A 19,370-nucleotide genomic window follows, 5' to 3' on the forward strand; every position below is an offset into this window, starting at 1 on the left:
GCCCTGTGGATAACCTGTCGGCAAGCTGGGCCCCGCGACCGGCGCTCGTCTGGGCGGGCTGGCTGCTCGCCGCCCTGTCGACCGTCGCCGCCGTGCTCACCGGCCTCTCCGGCGACCGCGCGGGCCCGGTGCTGTTCGGCGTGGCCGCGCTGGCGCTGGCCGGGTTCGCGGCCAACGGCAGCGCCATCCGGCCGAAGCTGAGCGCGGACGCGCACGGCGTCCGCGTCCGCACGCTCACCGGCGACCACCGGCTCGAGTGGTCCCAGGTCCGCGTCCGGCTGGTAAAGACCCGCCGCCTCGGGCGCGAGGTGCCCACGCTCGAGATCGAATGCGAGGACATCCCGCCGCACCTGCTGGTGCTGGGCTGGCTGGAGCTGGGCACCGACCCGCGTGACGTGCTCGACGTGCTCAGCGCGCTACGCGCCGGACGGTAGGCTCGCCGGGTCCTGGCAGACGATCTCCTGCGTGCTGCGCACCAGCGAGCACACCTGCCCGGCCAGCTGCAGGTCCCGGAACAGGATCAGCGCGGCCAGCGCCACCGCCAGCACCACCAGCGCGACGACCTGGTAGGTCAGCTGGTTCTTGGCCGGCGCGTAGACCAGCGCGGCCACCGCGATCGCCCCGACCACGAACCCGCCGAGGTGGCCGAGGAACGAGATGTTCGGGATGGAGAAGGTCAGCACCAGGTTCAGCCCGATGGTCACCAGCGCCATCGTCGGGTTCAGCTTGAGCCGGAACACCGCGATCAGCACGCCGCCCATCAGCCCGAAGATGGCGCCCGACGCCCCGACCGTGGGCTGGCCGACGGCGCCGAAGACGAACTCCGCCGCCGAACCGCCGATCAGGGACAGGAAGTAGACGGCGAGGAACCGGCCCCGGCCGAGCAGCACTTCGACGTCACGCCCGAGCACCCACAGCGCGAGCATGTTCATCGCGATGTGCAGCAGCCCGAAGTGCAGGAACCCGGAGGTGACCAGGCGCCACCACTCGTCGAAGAAGGTGATGCCGTACGGCCACAGCGAGCCCTGGGTCATCAGCTCGGCACCCGAGTTGTCCATCGGGTTCTGCGCCTGGGCCACGGTCGCGACGAACACCAGCACGTTCAGCGCGATGAGCACCGGCGTCACGATCGGCCGCTGGACCCTGGCACCGGCCACCGTGCGCGCGCCGTACCCGGCGGCCCGGTACTGCGCCCGCTGGGCGCGGTCCTGGACCTGGCCGGCCTGGACGCAGTCGACGCACTGGGCGCCGACGGAGGCCTCACGCAGGCAGTCCGGGCACGCGGGCCGCTCGCAGCGGACGCAGCGCAGGCCGGTCTGCCGCTTGGGGTGCCACCAGCAGGTGGGCAGGGCCTGCTCGTACGCGGGCCCTGAAGGCGGGGGATACGGGGGCTGAGTCACGATGTGTCCAACTTACCCGCATCCACCCCCTGCTTCAGCGCCGCGAATCAGCTCAGCGAGATCCGCTCGATGACCACGTCGTTCAGCGGGCGGTCCGCCGGGCCGGTGGCCGTGCGCGCGATCTGGTCGACCACGTTGCGCGACTCCTGGTCGGCCACCTCACCGAAGATGGTGTGCTTGAAGTTCAGGTGGGTGGTCGGCGCGACGGTGATGAAGAACTGCGAGCCGTTGGTCCCGGGGCCCGCGTTGGCCATGGCCAGCAGGTACGGCTTGTTGAACTGCAGTTCCGGGTGGAACTCGTCGCCGAACTTGTAGCCGGGGCCGCCGCGGCCGGTGCCGGTCGGGTCGCCGCCCTGGATCATGAAGCCGTCGATCACCCGGTGGAAGATCGAGCCGTCGTAGAACGGGCCCGAGTTCTCACCCTTGGCGTTCGGCTGGGTGTAGTCCTTGCTGCCGTCGGCAAGGCCGGTGAAGTTCCCCACCGTTTTGGGTGCGTGGTCGGGGAACAGGTTCAGGTTGATGTCGCCGTGATTGGTGTGCAGCGTCGCCTTGCGCACGCCACCGGCGGGGGATCCGTTGCTTTCGGTCACGGGGCCAATCGTGCCATCTGCGGCGCGATCGGCCGAAAAGGGGCACGATAGGTTAAGGGGAACGAGACAGATGCCAAACGAAACGACGGAAGGTGAAGGCCATGACCCGGGCCTCAGAAGCGGTGGGTGAGTCGGTGAAGACCGGGCTGTCCACGGCACGCAAGCGCGCAGTGGAAGCCGGAACCCAAGCCGCTCAGGCAGCCGAGCTCCGGCTCGCCGAAGGCGCCGAAGTGGCACGTAAGGAAGGGCGCAAGGCCAGCAAGAAGCTGGCGAAGCAGGCCAAGAAGACCGGCAAGGACCTGGCCCGCAGCTCGAAGGCGGCGCGCAAGGAAGCCGCCGAGCGCATCGCCGAGATGCGCAAGCCGGGCCGCAAGGCCAAGAAGGCCGCGATCAAGGCCGCCAAGTCCGCCGGTGAGTCCAAGCGCCGCGGCAAGAAGGACTTCAAGGCGGCCAAGAAGGAGTTCAAGGCCGCCCTCGCCGAGGCGAAGGTCGCCGCCAAGGGCGACAAGAAGCGCCGCAAGTGGCCGTGGCTGATCGGGATCGCCGTGGTCGCGGCCGGTGCCGCGCTCGCCATGCGGTCCAAGCCGGAACCGCCCATCGCTCCCGCTCCGCCGCGCACCGGCGGGGACGGCAGCAAGCCGGAGGCTCGGGAGACACCGAAGCCCTCGAACACCACCGAGGCGCCGAAGGCCGCGGCACCCAAGCCGGCCCCCGCGCCGACGCCGGCCCCTGGCAAGACCGCCACGCCCAAGGCGCAGGGTGCGAACGGCCAGCAGGCCCAGAGCACCTCGGGCACCGAGAAGAAGAACTGAGCTGACACGAGAAGGGCCCCCGGGACGTCTCCCGGGGGCCCTTCTTCGCGATCAATCAGCGAGTCACGCGGTGGCGGCGTGCTTGTCGATCAGCTTGCCCAGGCGGGGCAGGGCCTCTTCGACGTTCTTCTTGCCGTTCGGGCGCAGCTTGCCGTAGACCTTCTTGATGCTGTCGCGGCTGCTCCGCTCGGCACGGGCGTCGGTGACCCCCAGCAGCGCGTCGGAGGCCTCGTCCGAGCGACCGGACAGGTAGGCACCGAAGTCGGCGCCGCCCTTGGCCTTGTAGTCGCCGTAGAACGGCTCGAGCGCGGAGGCGAAGTCGTCGAGCAGCGAGTCGACGGCGGCGGGGATGATGCCCGGCTTGATCTTCTTGACGGCCGCGTAGCCGGTCTTGACGACCGCGCCCGAGACACCGCCCTTGTCCGAAACCTCTTCGTCGACCAGGTTCTGGAGGTCGGTCACGACAGCCGGCCGGCGACCGGAGTCAAGCAGGATTTCCTTCAGGGTTTCAGCCACGGCTTCATATCCTTCATTGAATCGAATTAACCGACTGTGTCCAGCCTTCACGCCCGGTAGCGACCGGCGTTTCCGGCTGACTGTGCGCGAGTCCTCGACGCCTGCGCGTGGCGGCCAGGGTAATACAAGATCAACTTGCGCCACTGAGCGGGAACCCGTATTGCCTACCAACCCAATGACGCGATAGCTTGCTTGGCCACCTCGCGTGCTTTGACCGTCTGGCCCTGGTTCGTGGTGACCACCACGGCGTTGCCGCCCTTGGCCACCGCGTACACCGCGCCCTCGCCCGTGGTCTGCATTCCGCCCTGCCAGCCGGGTGGCTGGTCGGCGGGATTCGACGTGGCGATCGGGGCGGCCTGATCCACCACGGCCTTCGCCACCGCGGGATCGCCGGCGTACGGGCGCACGGTGAGCTGCGGTTTTCCGTTCAGGGCATAGAAAAAACAGGTCGGCGGCGGCTCTGCGGACAACCGCACCTTCGACACCCGCTGCCCGTTCGCGCGTTCCACCGCGGTTTCTTCGAGATAGGGGCACTTCCCGTCGGCGGCGGGCTCGGGCGCCGCGGGAGCCACGGGCGCGACCGGACTGGGCGGCGGCGCCGGAACCGGCGGCGGTGCCGGAGCTTCCGGCGACGAGCAACCGGCCAGCACGCCGAACGACACGGCGGCGGCGAAAACGAATGAGCGCATAGCGCGGTCAGTCAACCAGAACCGCGGAACTCTGCCAGTATGAGCGGGTGCTCACCCCTGACCAGTACCTGAGCGTGGTCGCGGAACGCGTGCAGCGGTCCGGCGGTCAGCTCCGGCAGATCCAGATCGGCCCGGCCAACGCCGTGCTCGGCCTGTTCACCGAGTCGGTCATGATGTCCACGATGAACTACGCGGTGGTCGCCGCGGCGCTGCCCGAGGTCACCGCCGCCGCGTTGTACGACTTCACCGGGCACGCCACGCAGCACGCGCGCGCGAACGTGGTCGGCACGGTCGGCTGGACCGCCGCGTCCGTGGTCATCGCCGGACTGGTCGGCGAACGCGTGTACCCGGACGCCATCCAGGCCGCCACCGCGAAACCGGGCAACCAGTTCGGCGGTGAGACACGCATGGTCGCGGTCGACCTGTCCGGCGGGCAGACGCACACCTTCACCGGCAGCAAGGTCTGGGGCGCCGCGATGCAGGGTTCGATCAAGGCCAAGATCTTCTTCACCTTCCCGCAGCCCGGGGAGGCGTACCAGCAGTTGCAGTGGCAGCCGCAGCAACCGGGATTCGGGCAGCAGGCACCGCAACAGCAGTACCCGCAGCAACCACACGGCCAGCCGCCGCACGGGCAACCGCCGTCGCCGCACGGCCAACCGCAGCAACCACACGGGCAGCCGTATCAGCCTGGCCAACCGCAGCCAGGCCAGCCACAGCCCGGCCAGCAGCAGCCCGGCCAGCCGCCGTCGCACGGGCAGCCGCAGTATCAGCCCGGTCAGCCACAGCCCGGTCAGCCCGGTCAGCCCGGTCAGCCGCCGTCGCCGCAACAGCCGTACCCGCAACAGCAACCGCCGTACGGTCAGCCGCCCCAGTACGGCCAGCAGCCCGGCCAACCGCCGCAGCCCGGTCAGCAGCAGCCCGGTCAGCAGCAGCCCGGTCAGCCAGGCCAGCAGCAGCCGTATCCGCCGCAGCAGCCTGGGTACGGGCCGCCGCGGGGTTACTGACCGAGCAGCGGCTGCCTGCCCACCGGCAGTGAATACCCCTCCTCCCAAGGGAAGTAGCCGCGCCGATCGTCGGTGACCACCTGCAGGGCGGGCACCGGCGAGCGGAACAGGCGGTTGGCGTCGACCAGGTACGGCCGCGAATCGGGCACCGGGACGAGCGTGGCGCGGTGGATCCGCTCGTCGAAGGCGACCACCTTGCCCGCGTGCAGCCGCTCCCCGCCGAGCACGCGCTCGGCCAGTTCGTCCAGCATCACCGCGGTGTTCGCCTCACCGAACCCGAACATCAACAGCTCGGGATGGTCCAGCGCGCTCAGGCCCACGGTGTAGCCGTACGGCGCGCCCTCCGCCGCCCAGCCTTCCACGTACCGGACCGCCCACCCGGAGATCCGGATGAACTCCCACGTGCGGTCGTCCTCGTCGAGAATGGTGTTGTTCAAGACGCACCCCCGGAATCAGGCTTCGAACTTTTGTTCGATACTACCGCGCGCCACCGACAGTTTCCGGTAGCTCACTGGACAATACGTCCAACTCCTGTACATACTGTCCAAGTGACTGCCGATGCCGTGCTCCACGCCCTGCGCCCCGTGCTCGACGGCCTCGCCGCGACCTTCGGCCCCCACTGCGAAGTGGTGCTGCACGACTACCGCAACCGCGACGCCTCGGTGGTCGCGGTGGCGGGCAAGGTCACCCAGCGCGCGGTCGGCGGCGCGATGAGCGAGATCGGCCTCGGCCTGCTCGCGCGCGGCAAGGACGCCGAAGACCAGCTGAACTACGTCACGCGCACCGCGTCCGGCAGGCTGGTCAAGTCCTCCACCATGCTGCTGCGCGACGAGGACGGCGAGGTCTTCGGCGCGCTCTGCGTCAACGTCGACATCACCGAACTGCGCCACACCGCGGTGCTGCTCGGCGAACTGTCCGCTTTGGACGCCATTCCCGACGACACCACCACCTTCACCAACGACGTCACCGAACTGGTCCGCGCGGTGGTGCAGGCCGAGGAGCTCAAGCTCGGCCGCCCGGTGGATCGGCTCTCCCGCGCCGAACGCCTCGACCTGTTCCGCGCGCTGGACGAACGCGGCGTCTTCGGCCTGCAGAAGGCCGTGCCCGAAGTGGCCGCCGCGCTGGGGATCTCCCGCGCGTCGGCGTACAGCTACCTGACCGAAATACGGAAATCCGGGGAGAACTGATGGTCACCATCGACGACGTCCGCGCCGCGGCCGCGAGACTGGCCGGGCAGGCCAACCACACGCCCGTGCTCACCTCGCGCACGCTCGATTCGCTCACCGGCGCACGGGTTTTCCTCAAGGCGGAGAACTTCCAGCGCGTCGGCGCGTTCAAGTTCCGGGGCGCCTACAACGCGATCGCCCAGCTCTCCCCCGAGCAACTGGCCGCGGGCGTGTGCACGCACTCGTCGGGCAACCACGCGCAGGCCGTGGCGCTGGCCGCGCGGCTGCTCGGCACCAAGGCCACCATCCTGATGCCCGCCGACGCGCCGGAGTCCAAAGTGGACGCCGTGCTCGGGTACGGCGCCGAGGTGCGCCGGTTCGACCGCTACACCGAAGACCGGTTCGCGCTCTGCGAGAAACTGGCCGCGGACAACGGGTTCGCGTTGATCCCGCCGTTCGACCACCCGCACGTGATCGCCGGACAGGGCACCGCGACCCTCGAACTGCTCACCGAGCAGCCGGAACTCGACGTGCTCGTCACGCCGATGGGCGGCGGCGGGCTGATGGCGGGCGCGGCCACGGTCGCGAGCACGCTGCGGCCGGAACTCGAACTCATCGGCGTGGAGCCGGAAGCGGGCGACGACCAGAAACGGTCGCTGGCCGCCGGGAAACCGGTCTCCGTGCCGGTGCCGAAAACCGTGGCCGACGGGCTCGCGCTGCCGTCACCGGGCGTGCTGAACTTCGAGATCATCCGCCAGCACGTCCGCCGGATCGTCACCGTCACCGACGCGCAGATCCTCGACGCGATGCGCTTCCTGTTCGAGCGCACCAAGATCGTGGTCGAGCCGAGCGGCGCGGCGGCGGTCGCGGCGCTGCTGGCCGAACAGGTCCGGTTGCCGGGCAAGCGCGTCGGCGTGATCCTGTCCGGCGGCAACGTCGCGGCCGATCGCTTCGCCGCGTTGCTCGCCTAGAGCCAGCCGCTCCCCATCGGCTCGACGATCCGGTGCACCTCGCCGGCCCAGTCGACGCGGTCGATCGTGTGGTAGTCCACGCGCAGCAGGTTGACCAGGTCGCGGCCGCTGGACAGCAGCCCGGCCTTCTTGTCCGCCTCGAGCACCACGTCCATCCCGTCGGGCCCGGCGACAAAGCTGACTTCGAGCTGCTTCAACCGCGGGTAGCGGGGCGAGCCGTGGAACTCGATCTCCTGGTAGAACGGCAGCCGCTGCCGGGTGCCCCGCAGGTGCCCGGCCTCGACGTCGGCCGAATGCAGCCGGAAACCGAGGCTTTCCACCGCGGCCAGCAGCACGTGCTGCGCGGGCAGCGCGCCAACGCCGATCGGGTCGTTGTCGGTGGCGTCGATCGCGCCGGCGATCTCCAGCGTGGTCCGCACCGCGACGGTGGTGCCGTGGAGCTGGCGGTTGTCGTAGAAGTTGATCGGGGTTTCCAGCGGGGCGGGCAGCCGGAACGGCAGCTCGATCGTCTGACGCGGGGCGAGCGGCACGTTGCGGCGGACGTCGGTGCGCCCGAAGGTGCGGTTGACGTCGACCTCGCGATCGTTGCCCTCGTGCTCCACCCGCGTGACGAATTCGACCAGCACGCCGGGGATTTCCTGCGGCACCTCGCCCCCGCGCAGCCGGATCACCCCCTCGACCACGCCGCCCGGCTGCACGCCCGGGGTGAACAGTTCGGTCTCGACCTCGGCTCCGCCCACACCGACGGCGGCGAGCAGCTTCTTGAACATGCCGCGAGTCTTCCCACTTCTGGGGCCGCTGTCCACGACCGGCTGAGCGCGTCCTCAGCCGGGCCCGGTTACCGTCGAGCCCGTGATTCGCGAGATCCGGCTGCTATCGGCTCGTGGCACGCCGGAAGAATCGGCGATGCCGTTCGCGGGCCTGCACCAGTTGCTCGGCTCGCTCCAGGCGGAGGTCGAAGCGCTGCCGCCGGTGCACCGCGACGCGATCCACGTCGCGCTGGGGTCGCGGGATGCTTCGTGCACGGACCTCGTGCTGTACACGGCCGTGCTGCGGTTGCTGGAATCGTTGTCGCCCTTGCTGATCAGGGTGGAAGACGCCCACCACTGGGACCGGTCGTCGATCGCCGCCCTGCGGTTCGCGGCCCGGCGCGCGCGTGGTGTCGCGATCCTGCTGACCGGGGCCGAACTGCCGTCGGCTGCCGAGGTTCCGCCGGACGAGGACCTGGCCGCCCGGCTGGAAGCACGTTCGTCGGATGCCACGCGTCGCGGTGGAATTGCGTCCGCCGCAATGGTTCTGCGTGAAGCGGCACGCCTGTCGCGGGAACCGGAGCGACACCGTCGCACGGCGGCGGCCGCGTACCTGGCGTGGAAATCGGGACAGCCGGAACTCGCGCGCACGCTGGTCGCCGAAGCGACGCCGGAACGCCACGAACCTTCCGTCGCGCGGGTGCTCGATCGCCTGCACGGCCTGATCGCACTCGGCGACGGCGACCAGTTGTCCGCGCACGACCACCTGCTGCGCTCGGCATCGGAACCCGGGACCTTGTTCATGGCCGCGGCGGCCGCGCACCACGCCGGACTGCCGCTCGCGCCGATCGCCTCCCGCATCACCGCCGCCGATCCGGCCTTCGCCGAATACGCGGGACTGCTGGCCAGGTTCACCGAGCTGTCGGCCGACGCGCACACCTCGGATCCGTGGCGCCTGCGTGCCGCGGCTCCGCACGCACTACCGGAAAGCGATGCACACCAATGGCTTTGGCCGCTGGTGCTGAGCCGGTCGGGACCGTCGGCACGGCAGGCCTACGACTTCGGCCGGTCGGCGCTGGCCGAGTTCTCCGCGAACGGCATGCACGCGGTGCTGGTGCTGCCCCAGTTGTGGCTGGCCGAGCTGGAATTCGACCTGGGCCACTGGGACCGGGCGCAGGCGCGCGCCGAGGAGGGCATTCGGTCCACAGAGGACACCGGCCAACGCGCTCGCCGCGCCGATTTCCTTGCGACACTGGCGCTTCTGGCCGCCGCCCGCGGCAGGCCCTGCCGTGACGAGGCGACAGCCGCGCGTGAGCTGGCGTTACCGCTGCACAACGAGCTCGCCGCCGCCCGCGCGACCTGGGCAATCGGCCTTGCCGAGCTGTCGAACGGAAACGCCGAGACCGCCGCCGAGCACCTGGCCTCGATCACCCACAGATTTGTCGCCCGGCTGGCCACCGGCGATCTGGGCGAAGCGTTGGTCCGCGCGGGAAACACGGCAGAGGCTCAGGCCACGCTCGAAGCCTGGCGCCCGTGGGCGGAGCACACCACGTCTCCCCTGGTGCACGCTCGCCTCGCGCGCTGCCAAGCCCTGCTCTCAGCCGAAGACAGCAACATCGAGAAGCACTTCACCGACTCCGCCGCCCACTGCGAAGACCACCCGTTCGACCAGGCGAGAACCCAGCTGCTGCACGGCGAATGGCTCCGGCGCACCCGGCGACCGTCCCAGGCGCGGCCACTTCTGCGTGCGGCCTTCGAAACCTTCACCCGGCTGGGTGCGGCACCCTGGGCCGACGCCGCCGAAGCGCAACTGCGCCCCACCGGCGGCGCCCGCCCGAAGGCCGCCACGCTGACCGAGCAGGAACTACGCGTCGCCCAGCTGGCCGCGGCCGGGCTGAGCAACCGCGAAATCGGCACGCGCCTGTTCCTGAGCCCGCGCACGGTCGGATACCACCTGTACAAGGCGTATCCGAAGCTCGGCGTCTCCAGCCGAGCCCAGCTCCGCGGCCTGGACCTCGCTCAGATGCCGAGCACGGAGCGCGGTGCCTCGTGCTTGTCCGGCCAGACCAGCCACGCGACGTCGGTCGGGCCGATCACGTAGTCGGCCACGTGCCAGCCGCGCGCGTCGTTGTCGACGATCGACTCCTTCGACCGGAGCAACACGGCGTAGACGTCGGACATCACGCCGTCAGCCCGGCGTGCCTCGAAAACGGTGCCCGCGTAGTAGGGACGGCCGCTGTCGCTGCCGTGCATGGTCCCCTTCAGGAACACCCACGGACCGACGCGGTTGAGCTGGTCGACCTCCAGCCGGACGCGGTCGTCGAACACCTCGTCGAGCGGCGCGGTCGCGGCCTGGAGCACCGCGGACCGGACCGAGTCGTCTTCGAGACCCACCGGGACGGATTGGCTGTGCATCGAGCTACCTCTCACTAGCGAAGCGGTGAACCGGCTCAGGCCGGCGGGGTCAGGACCTCGACGAGGCCACCGCCACCACCCATGCTGATCTGCTGCGAACCGTCCGGATTGATGTTGTTCGAGCCGATGAACTGACCGTCGCCCGCGTACAGCACCACGTGCCCGCCACCGTTCGAGATCACCACGTCGCCGGGCTTCGCCTCGGACAGCGGCACCGAAGTCCAGCCGTCCGCCTTGAGATTGGCCTGCAGCTGCGCGACCGACGCGCTGGCCTGGCTCTTGTCGATCAGGCCGGCCGCTTCCAGGCAGCCGGACACGAAGTTCGCGCAGTTGACGTTGTTGGGCACCCACGACTGCATCGCGGGCAGCTCGCCGCTGCCCTTGAGGTCACCGGCGTTGCGGCCGAGGAACTGCTCGGCGATCTTCGCCGGGTTGTCACCGCGGGCGTCGATCGGCTTGGCGGGCCGCCCGTCACCCTGGACCCCGGCGTAGGAACCGCCGGAGTCGCTGCCGCCACCACCGCCGCTGGGGCTGCCGCCGCCACCCGAAGGAGTGCCGCCACCGCCGGAGTTGATGGGGGCACCGGCGGAACTCGCCGACGTGCCGCCCTGGCTGGCGTCCGCGGGCACCAGCTCGACGAAGCCGCCTTCGATTTCCAGGCCGAGCGGCTTGAGCAGCTCGTCGATCTGCTTCTCGGCCTCGTCGAGCGCCTGCTCGATCTCGTCTTTTTTGCCGTTGGAGTCTTTTTCGTTCAGCTGCCGGAGGCGCTCGATGTCCGCCGCGGCGGCCTCGATCTCGCTCTCGTCGGTGGCGCTGTTCTTCCGCTGCCTGGCCGCGCCGATCAGGGCGCGGTTGTCCGCGTCCTTGTCGTTGGCTTCCTGGGCGAGCTGGGTGACCTTCTTCTTGACGTTCTCCAGGATTTCCGACACCCGCTGGAGGATGTCCCTGGCCGCCTCGGCCTTGTCGCTGACGTTGTAGCTGGCCTTGCCGAGCTGCTCGAGGTGGTCGGCGACGGCTTCGGCGTCCTTGCCCTCCCACTCGCGGAGCACGTCGTCGCGGAAGACCTTGAGCTGGTCGCCGAGATCGTTGGCGCTGGTGGCGGCTCCGCCGACCTTCGTCGCCTGCTCGTTGACCGCACCCGCGTCCAGCTTTTCCGCCTGCTTGGCGTGGGTGTCGATGGCGTCCATCGACTTCGGGCGGTCCTGTGCCGGGTCGTCGAGCGTGCTCGGCTGCTGTTCTGCGGTGGTCATCGCCTAAGTCCCCTGGTTTCCCGTTCTCAGTCCCGCTCGGCCTTGGCGCCACCGAGGGTGTACACGGCGGCGTCCTCATCGGTGCGCATGCGCTCGGCGGCGTGGGCCAGCGCCTGGGACGCGGCCTCGACCAGCTTCGCGGCGGCGCCGAACTCGGCGTTCACGCCGCTGTAGAACCCCTGCATGGTCTTGGCCGAATCGGCCGCGTTCTTCAGCGAGCCGTACGCGCCGCCGGGATTGCCGTCACCCAGATCGGTGCTTGCCGTGCCGAAGCTGTCCTTGAGGCCCCCGACCTTCTTGGCCAGCTCGGCGATCTGTTCCGGGTCGAATCGGCGAGTCATCTGTGGTCCCTCCAGTTTCGGCGGCTACGCCGGTGCTCACCGGGCCCGCGCTGCCCTGCCCCGCAGTCTATGAGTTCACAACCGCCCGTGCGCGCGTTCCGCGGAACGCCGATGACGGCGTTCGTGCTTACCGACGCAGCCGGAGCCGCTTCGGTTCCCCATCGACGAAGAAAGCCCCGTTTGCGCATTTCGCAAACAGGGCTCTCCTGGATCGGGTGGAGGTTAGGGGACCTTACTCGAACATAAAAGACCAGGTCAGGGCGCTGGAAGAGCTCCGCGAGAAGCTTCCCAGCCTCGATACCCCCGAGCCGACCGTGATCAAGCGCGACCGACCTCGCCGGGCCCGGCAACTCCGTGCCGATCAAGTCGAGCAGTTGATCACTGACTACCGGTCCGGCGCGACGGTGTACGAACTCGGTGACCGGTTCGGCATCGAGCGGCGGACGGTCAGCAACATCCTCCACCGGCACGGCGTGCCGATGCGCCGCCGCGGCCTCTCGCCTGAGCAGGTCGACGACGCCATCCACCTCTACAAGCTCGGCTGGTCCCTGGCGCGAGTCGGCGACCACTTCGGCGTCAACCACACCACCGTGCTGAATAAGCTGCGTGAACGCGGCATCCCCACCCGAGACACCCACGGGCGTCCGCGCGTCGAAGCAGGTGGTGCTCGATGACCAGGCGTGCAGTTGTGTCGACGCGATCAGGCTCGGAGAGGGCTGCTGTGGTTCAAGCCGTCACCGTGATCATGGGCATCGTCGTTGGCCTCACTTTTCTCTTCGGCTTCGGCAACGTCCTCAACCTTGCGCTCCGGCTCGGCGTGCCCGCCTGGGTCGCGCCACTGGTGGCTCCCGCTGTTGATCTTTCGATCCTCGGGCTGCTGCTCGGCACACGGCACCTGGCGCTCGCCGGTGCATCCCCGGAGGTGCTGCGGCCTGCTCGTCGGCTGCTGATCTTCGCAAGCGTGGTCACGCTCGCGTTGAACGTGGCAGAGCCTCTGGTCGCAGGCGAGTTTGGTAAGGCGGCCTTCGACGCGGTAGGGCCACTCCTCCTGATCGGCTGGTCGGAGGTCGGCCCTGGCCTATTGCAGGCGATCGGCGCAACGAGTCATGTGCCAGCCGCACGCGAAGGCGATCGGCCTGAGCCGGCTGTCCCTGTGGACTCGGATGACGGTGCGCCGGAGACGGGGCCCGAACTCGACGAGGACGTCCCGCAGCAAGGTGGCGAGCGACCAGTCGTTGGGCGGACACCGGAAGCGCTCTTGGCGCAGGCACGGCGAGAAGACGCGGCGCACCGTGCTGCTCACCAGAAGCCGATCTCCGCGGACACGCTTCGTGTACGGCTTGGGATTGGCGCGACTCGGGCGCGGCGGCTTGTCAAGGCTGTCCGCGAGGAGTACCAAGCCGAGGTCGCAGGGGGTCCGGTCGACGCGGGCGCTGGGGATGCGGCGAGGGGTGTGCCGACGGCCTTGGCGGCGTGACGTGAGCGGCGGTGCTCGCCAGCGTGGCCGGTTGCCCCGGCCGTGGAAGGATCGTTCGGTGAGCACGAGCGGGGCCAGGCGCCTGCCCCGCTCCGGGTGATTGGTTGGAGAGCAGGATGATCAGCGGCGATGGGCGGCCTGATCCGTACCAGGCGTTCCAGCGCGGGCGTCTCGCCGTCGACCAGCACATGTCGAAGGTGCTCCAGGCCGAGGACATGTGGGCAGAGGAAACCGCGACGGACATCCTGCTGACGGAAGCATTTCCCGATGTCCGGTACTGGAAGTTCACCAAGCGGCAAGAGAGCGCCGTGGGCGCCGACTGGTTGTGGTGGTGGATCGACACGACCGGGACCAGCTTCGGACTGCTGACCCAGGCCAAGATCCTGAAGCGCCGCGGTACCGGCTGGCACGTCGACTTCGGCTACCGCCGCAGGAAGACCGAGCCCGCGCAGATCGACAAGCTCCTCGTCTCATCCATGACGTTCAGCGTCCCGGCTGCTCACGTCCTGTACTGCGGTACGCCCGCATACCGTGCGGGCCTCGCCTGCGGACTGACGCATCACGATGGCGCCAACTGCCGCGACCGGGAGCGGGCCGGGGTGTCGATCGTGCCCAGCATCATCCCGCACTACCTGATGCCGCGGGTGCGTGACAACGTCGCGGTCGAGGCGTTTCACTGGTCGTTGCCACTTGAGGACGTCGCTGACCCCGGCCGCTCACAGCCACCGTTGCCTCCCCTAGCGGCTGTTCACCCGGACATCGCCGAGTTCATGCGCCGTCCGCAGCTCGGCGCCCGGCGGGTCGCCAAGACCATGCTGGAAGCCGTGCACTCCATCCGCATGGGACAGTTCTCAGCGGCGCTGTCGGAAGACGCAGACGACGGCGTTGAAGACGCAGTGTTCACTCACCTACCGAGTGATCGCGGCCACTTCGGCGTGCCCTACCTGGCGCACGTCCTCGGCGGGCTACGTCACCGACCTCCGGCCTATGTCCAAGACCTGCTCGCTGGCCGGACCCCGCCAACGTGGGTTACCGACGCTGTCGCCGGGATCGTGGTCATTCACGATCCCGAACCAGCGATCCAGCACCTCGCCACACCTGCAGGAGACGGCAGGATGCACCCACAACGGCACCTTGCGGTTGTCCATTCCGATGATCGCGAACAGTTGCCGCCTGCGGCCGTGGCCCGGTCGAACTCAGGATGACGGCGGTGAAGGCCGGGTCAGCGCGAGGGGAACAAGCTCGCCACGTCGTCCACGGTGATGATCTTCCCGAGGGTTGGGGAGAGCAGTTTGCCCAGCCAGCCGTCAGGCGGCAGTGTGGCCTCGATCTTCGTGCGAGCCTCGCCGCGGGCTTCGGCGTTGCCGTCGCCGCAGAGCGCTGCGTACTGCTGAAGGCGGTCGGCCAGCAGGTTGTAGAGCCGGACGGCGGCGTCGTGATTGATGAGGGTGATCCTGTCGCGGGCTGCCTCGGCGGCGTCGCTCTGGACGGTGGTGGCCGGGGTGAGCAAGCAGCCGTAGACCCGTGTCTTGGCTGCGCGCTTGGTCTCGACTTCGATCTGGCCGAGCAGCTGGTTGACGTCTCCGCGGGACACCGGGTGCGGTTCGCCGGTCTTGACCTCCCAAACGCGACGTTCGCCGCGCTTGACGGTTGACCAGGTCCACCGGCAGTCGGTGGCGCTTTGTTCGGTCTTGGGCGGTCGTTCTCCACTGGCTCCGACCAGACGTGCGAGCACCTTGAGGCCGTCGCATTGCTGATCGTGGCTGCCGGCGAGCAGGGTGCGCCCGTCGGAGAGTGCGCGGTCGAGCCGGCCTCCGGCTTCACGACGCCATTCATCCCACACGAGGAAGAGGCGGTCGGTGTCGTCAGCGGTGCGCTCGTGTCCCTTGAGGTCGGCGACCGTGCGGCCCAACCGGCGGAACCACGCGGTGCGAGGCCCGTTGGTGGTGGCGTCTTCGAGGGCGGTGCGCGCGGCGGCGAGGTCCTCGTTCCGTCCGCGGTCGAACAGTGCGTGGGCTTGGACGTAGCGCCAGAACGCGGCGTGCTCGGTCTCTCCGGCGGATGCGAGCAGGTCCGCGGCTTCGCGTGCTCGCTCAGCAGCGCGGCCGTGGTCGCCGATCCACAGGTCGGTGGCCGCCGACACCTCAGCGTCGGCGCTAGCGACCTCACCGCTGCCGCCGGTGCTACGTCCTGGGCGTGGCCGTCGCCGCGGCGTTGCCTGCTTGACGGGTTCGGTGGGGCCGGACGGTTGGGCCACCTGCCAGAACGCCCGGCAGGCGTCGGTCGTGGCGACCGAGCCCTGGTCGTAGAGTTCGAGCGCGGCGCGAACGATCGGCTGTGTGCCTTCGGGAATGGACGCGCGAACCGCTGGGTCGGCGAGGATCTGGGCGAACGTCGGGTCGAGTCCCAGGTACAGCGAGCGGTCGGTCGCGGTGCGATTGGCCCGGCCGAGAGCCTGGGTGACTCGTTGTCCGACACGGTGCCGCATGAAGGTCGCGTCACCGAGGTAGGCGACCACGAACCGCTCGAACTCGCTGCTGGCCTGCGGGACCGTGGTGATGATCACCAGCTTGCAGATGTCGCCGGGGAAGTCGAGCCCGTCATAGCGGCCCGCAGTGATCAACTGCCCCTGGGGAGCGCGGCTCCAGCCGTCGACTGCGGTGTCGTCGCCGGCCCGGAGGCGGTAGACGGGATGGCCGAGCCCACCGAGGATCGCTTGCAGTGTGTCCGCTTCGCTGTGGCTGGCGCACAGCCAGGCCGCCTTCCCACCGGCTGCCTGGACTTGTTCGAGTGCCCAGCTGAGCACGCCGAGGTCGAGTGCCTGCTCGGACGAGGGGTTCAACGCGAACATGCGCTCGCCGGTGCTGCCGGAAAGCAGCGGCTGCTCGGTCTCCAGCCGGGTGACCCGGCCGCCGCCGATGCGGCGTTGCAGGTCGTCCATCGAACCGAGGGTCGCCGAGAGATAGATCCGCTGCTTGGCCTGGCTGTACCCCGCGTTCAGCGCCGTCGGCGGGTGGTAGGGGCGGATCTCGATTCCGGACGGCCCGACAAGCACGCCGCAGTGGGTGAGGTGCTCACGGACCTTCGGCCACACCCACTTGATCTCGTCCCGGAGCTTCTTGACCTCTGCCTTGATCTCGTCCGACTCGTCCTTGAGCGCGAGGTCGGCGACCAGCGGCGACGCCTCGATCGCGTCCCGCGACGCTGTGGCGATCGCCGCCCAGTCGCTGAACGACAGCAGCTCGGGCGGGGTGCCCGGCCGAGCGGTGCCATCGCGCATCGCCTGCAGTCCGGCGTATGCGTCGGTGTGCGCGACGACAAGATCACAGATCGTTCGATACAGGACGCGAGCAGGGCCAGGCTTGTCGGGGATGCGCAGGGTCTGTAGCCCGCTGAGCGGCTGTTCCGCTAGATGGGCGTCGTCGAAGATGACCAGGTCGGCGGGTTTCGGAACGGGCCTGCTGTTGAAGTAGACCCAATAGTTCATCACGCCCACCGCCTGGGCCTGGTGGTAGTCGTCGAGCTTGGCGCCGCCGTAGTCCTTCGCGGCGAACCGGACGACCTCCAGGCCCAACTTGGTGGCTTCGTCCTCAACCCGCTCTGCCAGCTGGCGGGTGCCGGTCAGGTAAGCAACCGACATTCCCTGGTCGAGGGCGTAGTCGGCGATCAACAGCGCCAACAGGGTCTTCCCCTCACCGGTCGGCATTTCGATCGCCACGTCCGGTGTCGTGAGGTGGTGAGCCGCGTAGGCGGCCAGTACCTGCCTCTGACCAGGCCGAAGCTCCTTGAACGTGGTCGACTGGAATCCGGCAAGCCGTTCGTCGAAGTCGGGTACTGCCGCCGGTTCCGCCACCGCTCACTCCTCCATCCGTAGGGCATGAACTCTACGGCGCGGGGCGCATGCTCGATCGAGCTATTTCGGTTCTCGCAGCACCGAGAACGGCAGCAACTGGTCGACCAGGTGCAGCTTCTCTCGGCGGCCATCGGCGTAGCTGATCTCGTAGTTGACCACTCCGAGCCAGTTGCCATCGACGCTGGGAAAGCGTCCGTGGAGCCGGCCTTGCACCTTGCCCGTCAGATCCAGGCCAGTCACGATGACGTGTCGAGGGGCATCGGGCGGGCGAGGGAACAGGTCGTCCAGCAGGACCCAGACGCTGGTGAGCACGGGCCTTCGGCCGTGAACGTCGTCGCCTTCCCAGGTGGTGAACGGGCTATTGATCACGTTGGCCACCCGCCAACGACGGTGTTGTCCTCGCTCGACGGAGGACGAGGTCGCGATAGGTCTCCTCGTCCAGTTCAGCGCGGTCGGGAGTCGGGCCATTGGTAGTCAGCCGCCAGCAATGATCAGCACCCTCGGCAGCGCAAGCCGGACAGCTGATATGGACCTCGCCATCGTGCACAACCGCCCGATACTCGGATGGAGGGAGCGTGTGCAAGCCGAGCTTGCACCTGGCCGGCAGGAGCGCCACGGGCCTGCCGGAGCTGTCGCGCCCGTATGCCAGCCTGCCGTCCGGTTGAGCAGTTCGGAGTAGCCGCGGGTCCATGACCAGCAACGTACCATCTCTTCGCACATACGTTCGAGTGTGTCGGACGGTGTCCGGTTGAGGTCTAGGAGCGTCCTCGGCGGTTGCGTCGGAGGCGAGGAGTGCGGTGACGTCCGGTGACTCTCGCGGCGCTCGGAACGAATCCCGCGGAGACTGTCGTGATGTAGGTATGACCCAGATCGACGAGCGGACCGGTCAGCGCACGGAGCAGCGAACGGCGGAGGATGAGGTGAGCGAGGATCGCGAGCCGACTGCGGCCGAGGTGCTGGCGTGGCGGCGCGATGACGTGTTCCTCCCCGAGGCCGAGGCCACTCCGGAGGAGTTCCCATCCCTGCGGAACATCTCAGCCGGATTCATCTTCGGCGGCGTCGTCCGCCCGCGCGAACCGGCTCCGCCGGAGTACGCGACGCTCCCGATGTCCCACACCTCGGACCGGGACTTCGTCGCACTCGCGCAGTGGAACATGCTGTGGGAAGCGGCCCAGTTCCGGCGGCGCTTCTTCGACTTGGACGACCTGCCGAAGCCGATGGCGAAGATCGCCGATCTCGGCGACGTCAATGTCACATTCGTGCCCCGGACGCGGGCGCGGTACTTCGAGTACGCGCCGCTGTTCCACCTGCTGCCCAAGCGCATCCTGGACATGTTCGGACTCCCGCTGTTGCGTGGCGGCCAGTGGCCGTTCATGGCCGACTGGGCCGGCATCGACGACTTCCTGCCGACCGATTTCGAAGCCCGGCTCGCCCGCGCCTGGGCGTGGACGGTCTGGCCGCACCTGATGTCGGGGTCGAAGATGAAGGCGTTCTCAGCCGACGACCCGATCCGGCTGCTGGCCCACAACCTCGACTTCTGGGTGCCCGCGGTCACCGCCACGATCCAAGACCGGCTGCGGGACTTCCCCGAGGTCGACAAGGGCAAGACGCCCGGCCCGGTCCTCCTGGAGGACGGCAGCGTGCTCGCCGGGGCCATCGCCGGCAACCCGCGGATGGGCGGGCCCGTGTGGTTCGGCGAGGACGACGCCCACGACGCCGTGGTCGAGACCGTGGAAGCCGCCGACCGGACCGGCCAGCTCCGCGGCATCCTGGACGCCGTCCGCTCCCACCGCATCGAGGACGACTTCTCCAGCCACTGGTCGTACGCACGCGAAGACTTCGAACGCAAGCTGCACGGCAAACGACGCAAGGTCACGGTGAAGTTCGTCGAGTTGACCGACACCATCCCGGTCCAAGGGCCGGAGAGCGAGGTGCTGGACAACCTGGTCACCAACGACTTCCTCACACTGCTGGACGCCCGGAACCGGCAGATCGTCGTGCTGCTCAACAGCGGCGTGACCAGGAAGACCGAGATCGCGGACGTGCTCGGGTACGCCAACCACAGCGCCGTCTCGAAGCGCCTAGCGCAGATCCGCCGGGCCGCCGAGGCGCACTTCGACGAGAACTGAGCCAGCCG

21 protein-coding genes are annotated in these 19,370 nt (G+C 69.1%); 10 read left to right on the plus strand and 11 right to left on the minus strand.

Annotated elements, in window-relative coordinates:
• Positions 1–5: 5 nt before the first annotated feature.
• Complete coding sequence (locus tag A4R43_RS29475) at positions 6–434, plus strand: PH domain-containing protein (RefSeq protein WP_113695271.1); 429 nt, start codon at positions 6–8, stop codon at positions 432–434.
• On the opposite strand, the gene A4R43_RS29480 is transcribed toward A4R43_RS29475, so the two are convergent.
• Positions 417–1,400 carry a rhomboid family intramembrane serine protease gene (locus A4R43_RS29480; protein ID WP_113695272.1) on the minus strand — a complete coding sequence of 328 codons (984 nt, stop codon included), beginning with the start codon at positions 1,398–1,400 and terminating at the stop codon, positions 417–419. The two genes, A4R43_RS29475 and A4R43_RS29480, sit on opposite strands and share 18 nt — an antisense overlap.
• 47 nt (positions 1,401–1,447) lie before the next feature.
• The gene (locus A4R43_RS29485; RefSeq protein WP_113697982.1) at positions 1,448–1,999 is read right to left on the minus strand and encodes a peptidylprolyl isomerase; all 552 of its coding nucleotides are present in this window, start codon (positions 1,997–1,999) and stop codon (positions 1,448–1,450) included.
• A gap of 92 nt (positions 2,000–2,091) precedes the next feature.
• Here A4R43_RS29485 and A4R43_RS29490 point away from each other — a divergent pair, with 92 nt between their 5' ends.
• On the plus strand, positions 2,092–2,802 hold the full coding sequence (locus tag A4R43_RS29490) for a hypothetical protein (RefSeq protein WP_236808360.1): 711 nt from the start codon (positions 2,092–2,094) through the stop codon (positions 2,800–2,802).
• Positions 2,803–2,865: 63 nt separating this feature from the next.
• On the opposite strand, the gene A4R43_RS29495 is transcribed toward A4R43_RS29490, so the two are convergent.
• Together A4R43_RS29495 and A4R43_RS29500 are read right to left on the minus strand one after the other, a co-directional pair.
• Complete coding sequence (locus A4R43_RS29495; protein WP_113695273.1) at positions 2,866–3,318, minus strand: DUF6918 family protein; 453 nt, start codon at positions 3,316–3,318, stop codon at positions 2,866–2,868.
• 164 nt (positions 3,319–3,482) lie between these two features.
• On the minus strand, positions 3,483–4,007 hold the full coding sequence (locus A4R43_RS29500) for a DUF2020 domain-containing protein (protein WP_113695274.1): 525 nt from the start codon (positions 4,005–4,007) through the stop codon (positions 3,483–3,485).
• Positions 4,008–4,054: 47 nt separating this feature from the next.
• Between A4R43_RS29500 and A4R43_RS44210 the strand changes: the two genes are divergently transcribed.
• Positions 4,055–5,011, plus strand: a complete 957-nt coding sequence (locus A4R43_RS44210; protein WP_236808361.1) for a hypothetical protein — start codon at positions 4,055–4,057, stop codon at positions 5,009–5,011.
• Here the strand turns inward: A4R43_RS44210 and A4R43_RS29515 are convergent.
• Complete coding sequence (locus A4R43_RS29515) at positions 5,005–5,448, minus strand: DUF4262 domain-containing protein (protein WP_113695275.1); 444 nt, start codon at positions 5,446–5,448, stop codon at positions 5,005–5,007. The genes A4R43_RS44210 and A4R43_RS29515 overlap by 7 nt on opposite strands.
• 111 nt (positions 5,449–5,559) lie before the next feature.
• Here A4R43_RS29515 and A4R43_RS29520 point away from each other — a divergent pair, with 111 nt between their 5' ends.
• On the plus strand, positions 5,560–6,198 hold the full coding sequence (locus A4R43_RS29520) for a helix-turn-helix transcriptional regulator (protein WP_236808362.1): 639 nt from the start codon (positions 5,560–5,562) through the stop codon (positions 6,196–6,198).
• Complete coding sequence (locus tag A4R43_RS29525) at positions 6,198–7,148, plus strand: pyridoxal-phosphate dependent enzyme (RefSeq protein WP_113695276.1); 951 nt, start codon at positions 6,198–6,200, stop codon at positions 7,146–7,148. Before A4R43_RS29520 ends, A4R43_RS29525 begins: the two co-directional genes overlap by 1 nt.
• Here A4R43_RS29525 and A4R43_RS29530 read toward each other — a convergent pair.
• The gene (locus A4R43_RS29530; RefSeq protein ID WP_113695277.1) at positions 7,145–7,918 is read right to left on the minus strand and encodes a sporulation protein; all 774 of its coding nucleotides are present in this window, start codon (positions 7,916–7,918) and stop codon (positions 7,145–7,147) included. The two genes, A4R43_RS29525 and A4R43_RS29530, sit on opposite strands and share 4 nt — an antisense overlap.
• Before the next feature lie 82 nt (positions 7,919–8,000).
• On the opposite strand from A4R43_RS29530, the gene A4R43_RS29535 reads away from it, so the two are divergent.
• Positions 8,001–9,998: a helix-turn-helix transcriptional regulator gene (locus tag A4R43_RS29535; protein WP_162788646.1), complete on the plus strand. Its 1,998-nt coding sequence runs from the start codon at positions 8,001–8,003 to the stop codon at positions 9,996–9,998.
• Here the strand turns inward: A4R43_RS29535 and A4R43_RS29540 are convergent.
• Genes A4R43_RS29540 through A4R43_RS29550 form a run of 3 tightly spaced genes read right to left on the minus strand, consistent with a single transcriptional unit; the run spans position 9,917 to position 11,903 of the window.
• A complete protein-coding gene (locus A4R43_RS29540; RefSeq protein WP_113695279.1) occupies positions 9,917–10,312 on the minus strand; it encodes a hypothetical protein in 396 nt (131 codons plus the stop codon). The two genes, A4R43_RS29535 and A4R43_RS29540, sit on opposite strands and share 82 nt — an antisense overlap.
• A gap of 35 nt (positions 10,313–10,347) precedes the next feature.
• A complete protein-coding gene (locus A4R43_RS29545) occupies positions 10,348–11,562 on the minus strand; it encodes an NlpC/P60 family protein (RefSeq protein ID WP_113695280.1) in 1,215 nt (404 codons plus the stop codon).
• Between the two features lie 26 nt (positions 11,563–11,588).
• On the minus strand, positions 11,589–11,903 hold the full coding sequence (locus tag A4R43_RS29550; protein WP_113695281.1) for a hypothetical protein: 315 nt from the start codon (positions 11,901–11,903) through the stop codon (positions 11,589–11,591).
• 374 nt (positions 11,904–12,277) lie between these two features.
• Here A4R43_RS29550 and A4R43_RS29555 point away from each other — a divergent pair, with 374 nt between their 5' ends.
• From A4R43_RS29555 to A4R43_RS29565, 3 genes are all read left to right on the plus strand, one after another.
• The gene (locus tag A4R43_RS29555; protein ID WP_220818066.1) at positions 12,278–12,577 is read left to right on the plus strand and encodes a helix-turn-helix domain-containing protein; all 300 of its coding nucleotides are present in this window, start codon (positions 12,278–12,280) and stop codon (positions 12,575–12,577) included.
• Positions 12,574–13,380: an MATE family efflux transporter gene (locus A4R43_RS43470; protein ID WP_228822309.1), complete on the plus strand. Its 807-nt coding sequence runs from the start codon at positions 12,574–12,576 to the stop codon at positions 13,378–13,380. The genes A4R43_RS29555 and A4R43_RS43470 overlap by 4 nt, the downstream gene beginning before the upstream one ends.
• Positions 13,381–13,496: 116 nt before the next feature.
• Positions 13,497–14,585 carry a hypothetical protein gene (locus A4R43_RS29565; protein WP_098085221.1) on the plus strand — a complete coding sequence of 363 codons (1,089 nt, stop codon included), beginning with the start codon at positions 13,497–13,499 and terminating at the stop codon, positions 14,583–14,585.
• Between the two features lie 17 nt (positions 14,586–14,602).
• Here the strand turns inward: A4R43_RS29565 and A4R43_RS29570 are convergent, their stop codons facing one another.
• Together A4R43_RS29570 and A4R43_RS29575 are read right to left on the minus strand one after the other, a co-directional pair.
• The gene (locus A4R43_RS29570) at positions 14,603–17,233 is read right to left on the minus strand and encodes a DEAD/DEAH box helicase family protein (RefSeq protein ID WP_098085224.1); all 2,631 of its coding nucleotides are present in this window, start codon (positions 17,231–17,233) and stop codon (positions 14,603–14,605) included.
• 60 nt (positions 17,234–17,293) lie between these two features.
• On the minus strand, positions 17,294–17,611 hold the full coding sequence (locus A4R43_RS29575; protein WP_216641980.1) for a hypothetical protein: 318 nt from the start codon (positions 17,609–17,611) through the stop codon (positions 17,294–17,296).
• A gap of 482 nt (positions 17,612–18,093) precedes the next feature.
• Here A4R43_RS29575 and A4R43_RS29580 point away from each other — a divergent pair, with 482 nt between their 5' ends.
• Entirely contained in the window at positions 18,094–19,362 is a 1,269-nt protein-coding gene (locus A4R43_RS29580; protein WP_172964539.1) for a sigma-70 family RNA polymerase sigma factor, read from the plus strand.
• Positions 19,363–19,370: the final 8 nt, after the last annotated feature.

The sequence above is a fragment of the Amycolatopsis albispora genome (assembly GCF_003312875.1).
In the GTDB taxonomy this organism is placed as follows: domain Bacteria; phylum Actinomycetota; class Actinomycetes; order Mycobacteriales; family Pseudonocardiaceae; genus Amycolatopsis; species Amycolatopsis albispora.

What these genes read in the sequence shown, in the direction of transcription:
- A4R43_RS29525 (WP_113695276.1), top strand. Translation starts at nt 6,198, where the DNA reads ATGGTCACCATCGACGACGTCCGCGCCGCGGCCGCGAGACTGGCCGGG.
- A4R43_RS29545 (WP_113695280.1), bottom strand. Translation starts at nt 11,562, where the DNA reads ATGACCACCGCAGAACAGCAGCCGAGCACGCTCGACGACCCGGCACAG.
- A4R43_RS29550 (WP_113695281.1), bottom strand. Translation starts at nt 11,903, where the DNA reads ATGACTCGCCGATTCGACCCGGAACAGATCGCCGAGCTGGCCAAGAAG.
- A4R43_RS29490 (WP_236808360.1), top strand. Translation starts at nt 2,092, where the DNA reads ATGACCCGGGCCTCAGAAGCGGTGGGTGAGTCGGTGAAGACCGGGCTG.
- A4R43_RS43470 (WP_228822309.1), top strand. Translation starts at nt 12,574, where the DNA reads ATGACCAGGCGTGCAGTTGTGTCGACGCGATCAGGCTCGGAGAGGGCT.
- A4R43_RS29580 (WP_172964539.1), top strand. Translation starts at nt 18,094, where the DNA reads ATGACCCAGATCGACGAGCGGACCGGTCAGCGCACGGAGCAGCGAACG.
- A4R43_RS29530 (WP_113695277.1), bottom strand. Translation starts at nt 7,918, where the DNA reads ATGTTCAAGAAGCTGCTCGCCGCCGTCGGTGTGGGCGGAGCCGAGGTC.
- A4R43_RS29500 (WP_113695274.1), bottom strand. Translation starts at nt 4,007, where the DNA reads ATGCGCTCATTCGTTTTCGCCGCCGCCGTGTCGTTCGGCGTGCTGGCC.
- A4R43_RS29540 (WP_113695279.1), bottom strand. Translation starts at nt 10,312, where the DNA reads ATGCACAGCCAATCCGTCCCGGTGGGTCTCGAAGACGACTCGGTCCGG.
- A4R43_RS29565 (WP_098085221.1), top strand. Translation starts at nt 13,497, where the DNA reads ATGATCAGCGGCGATGGGCGGCCTGATCCGTACCAGGCGTTCCAGCGC.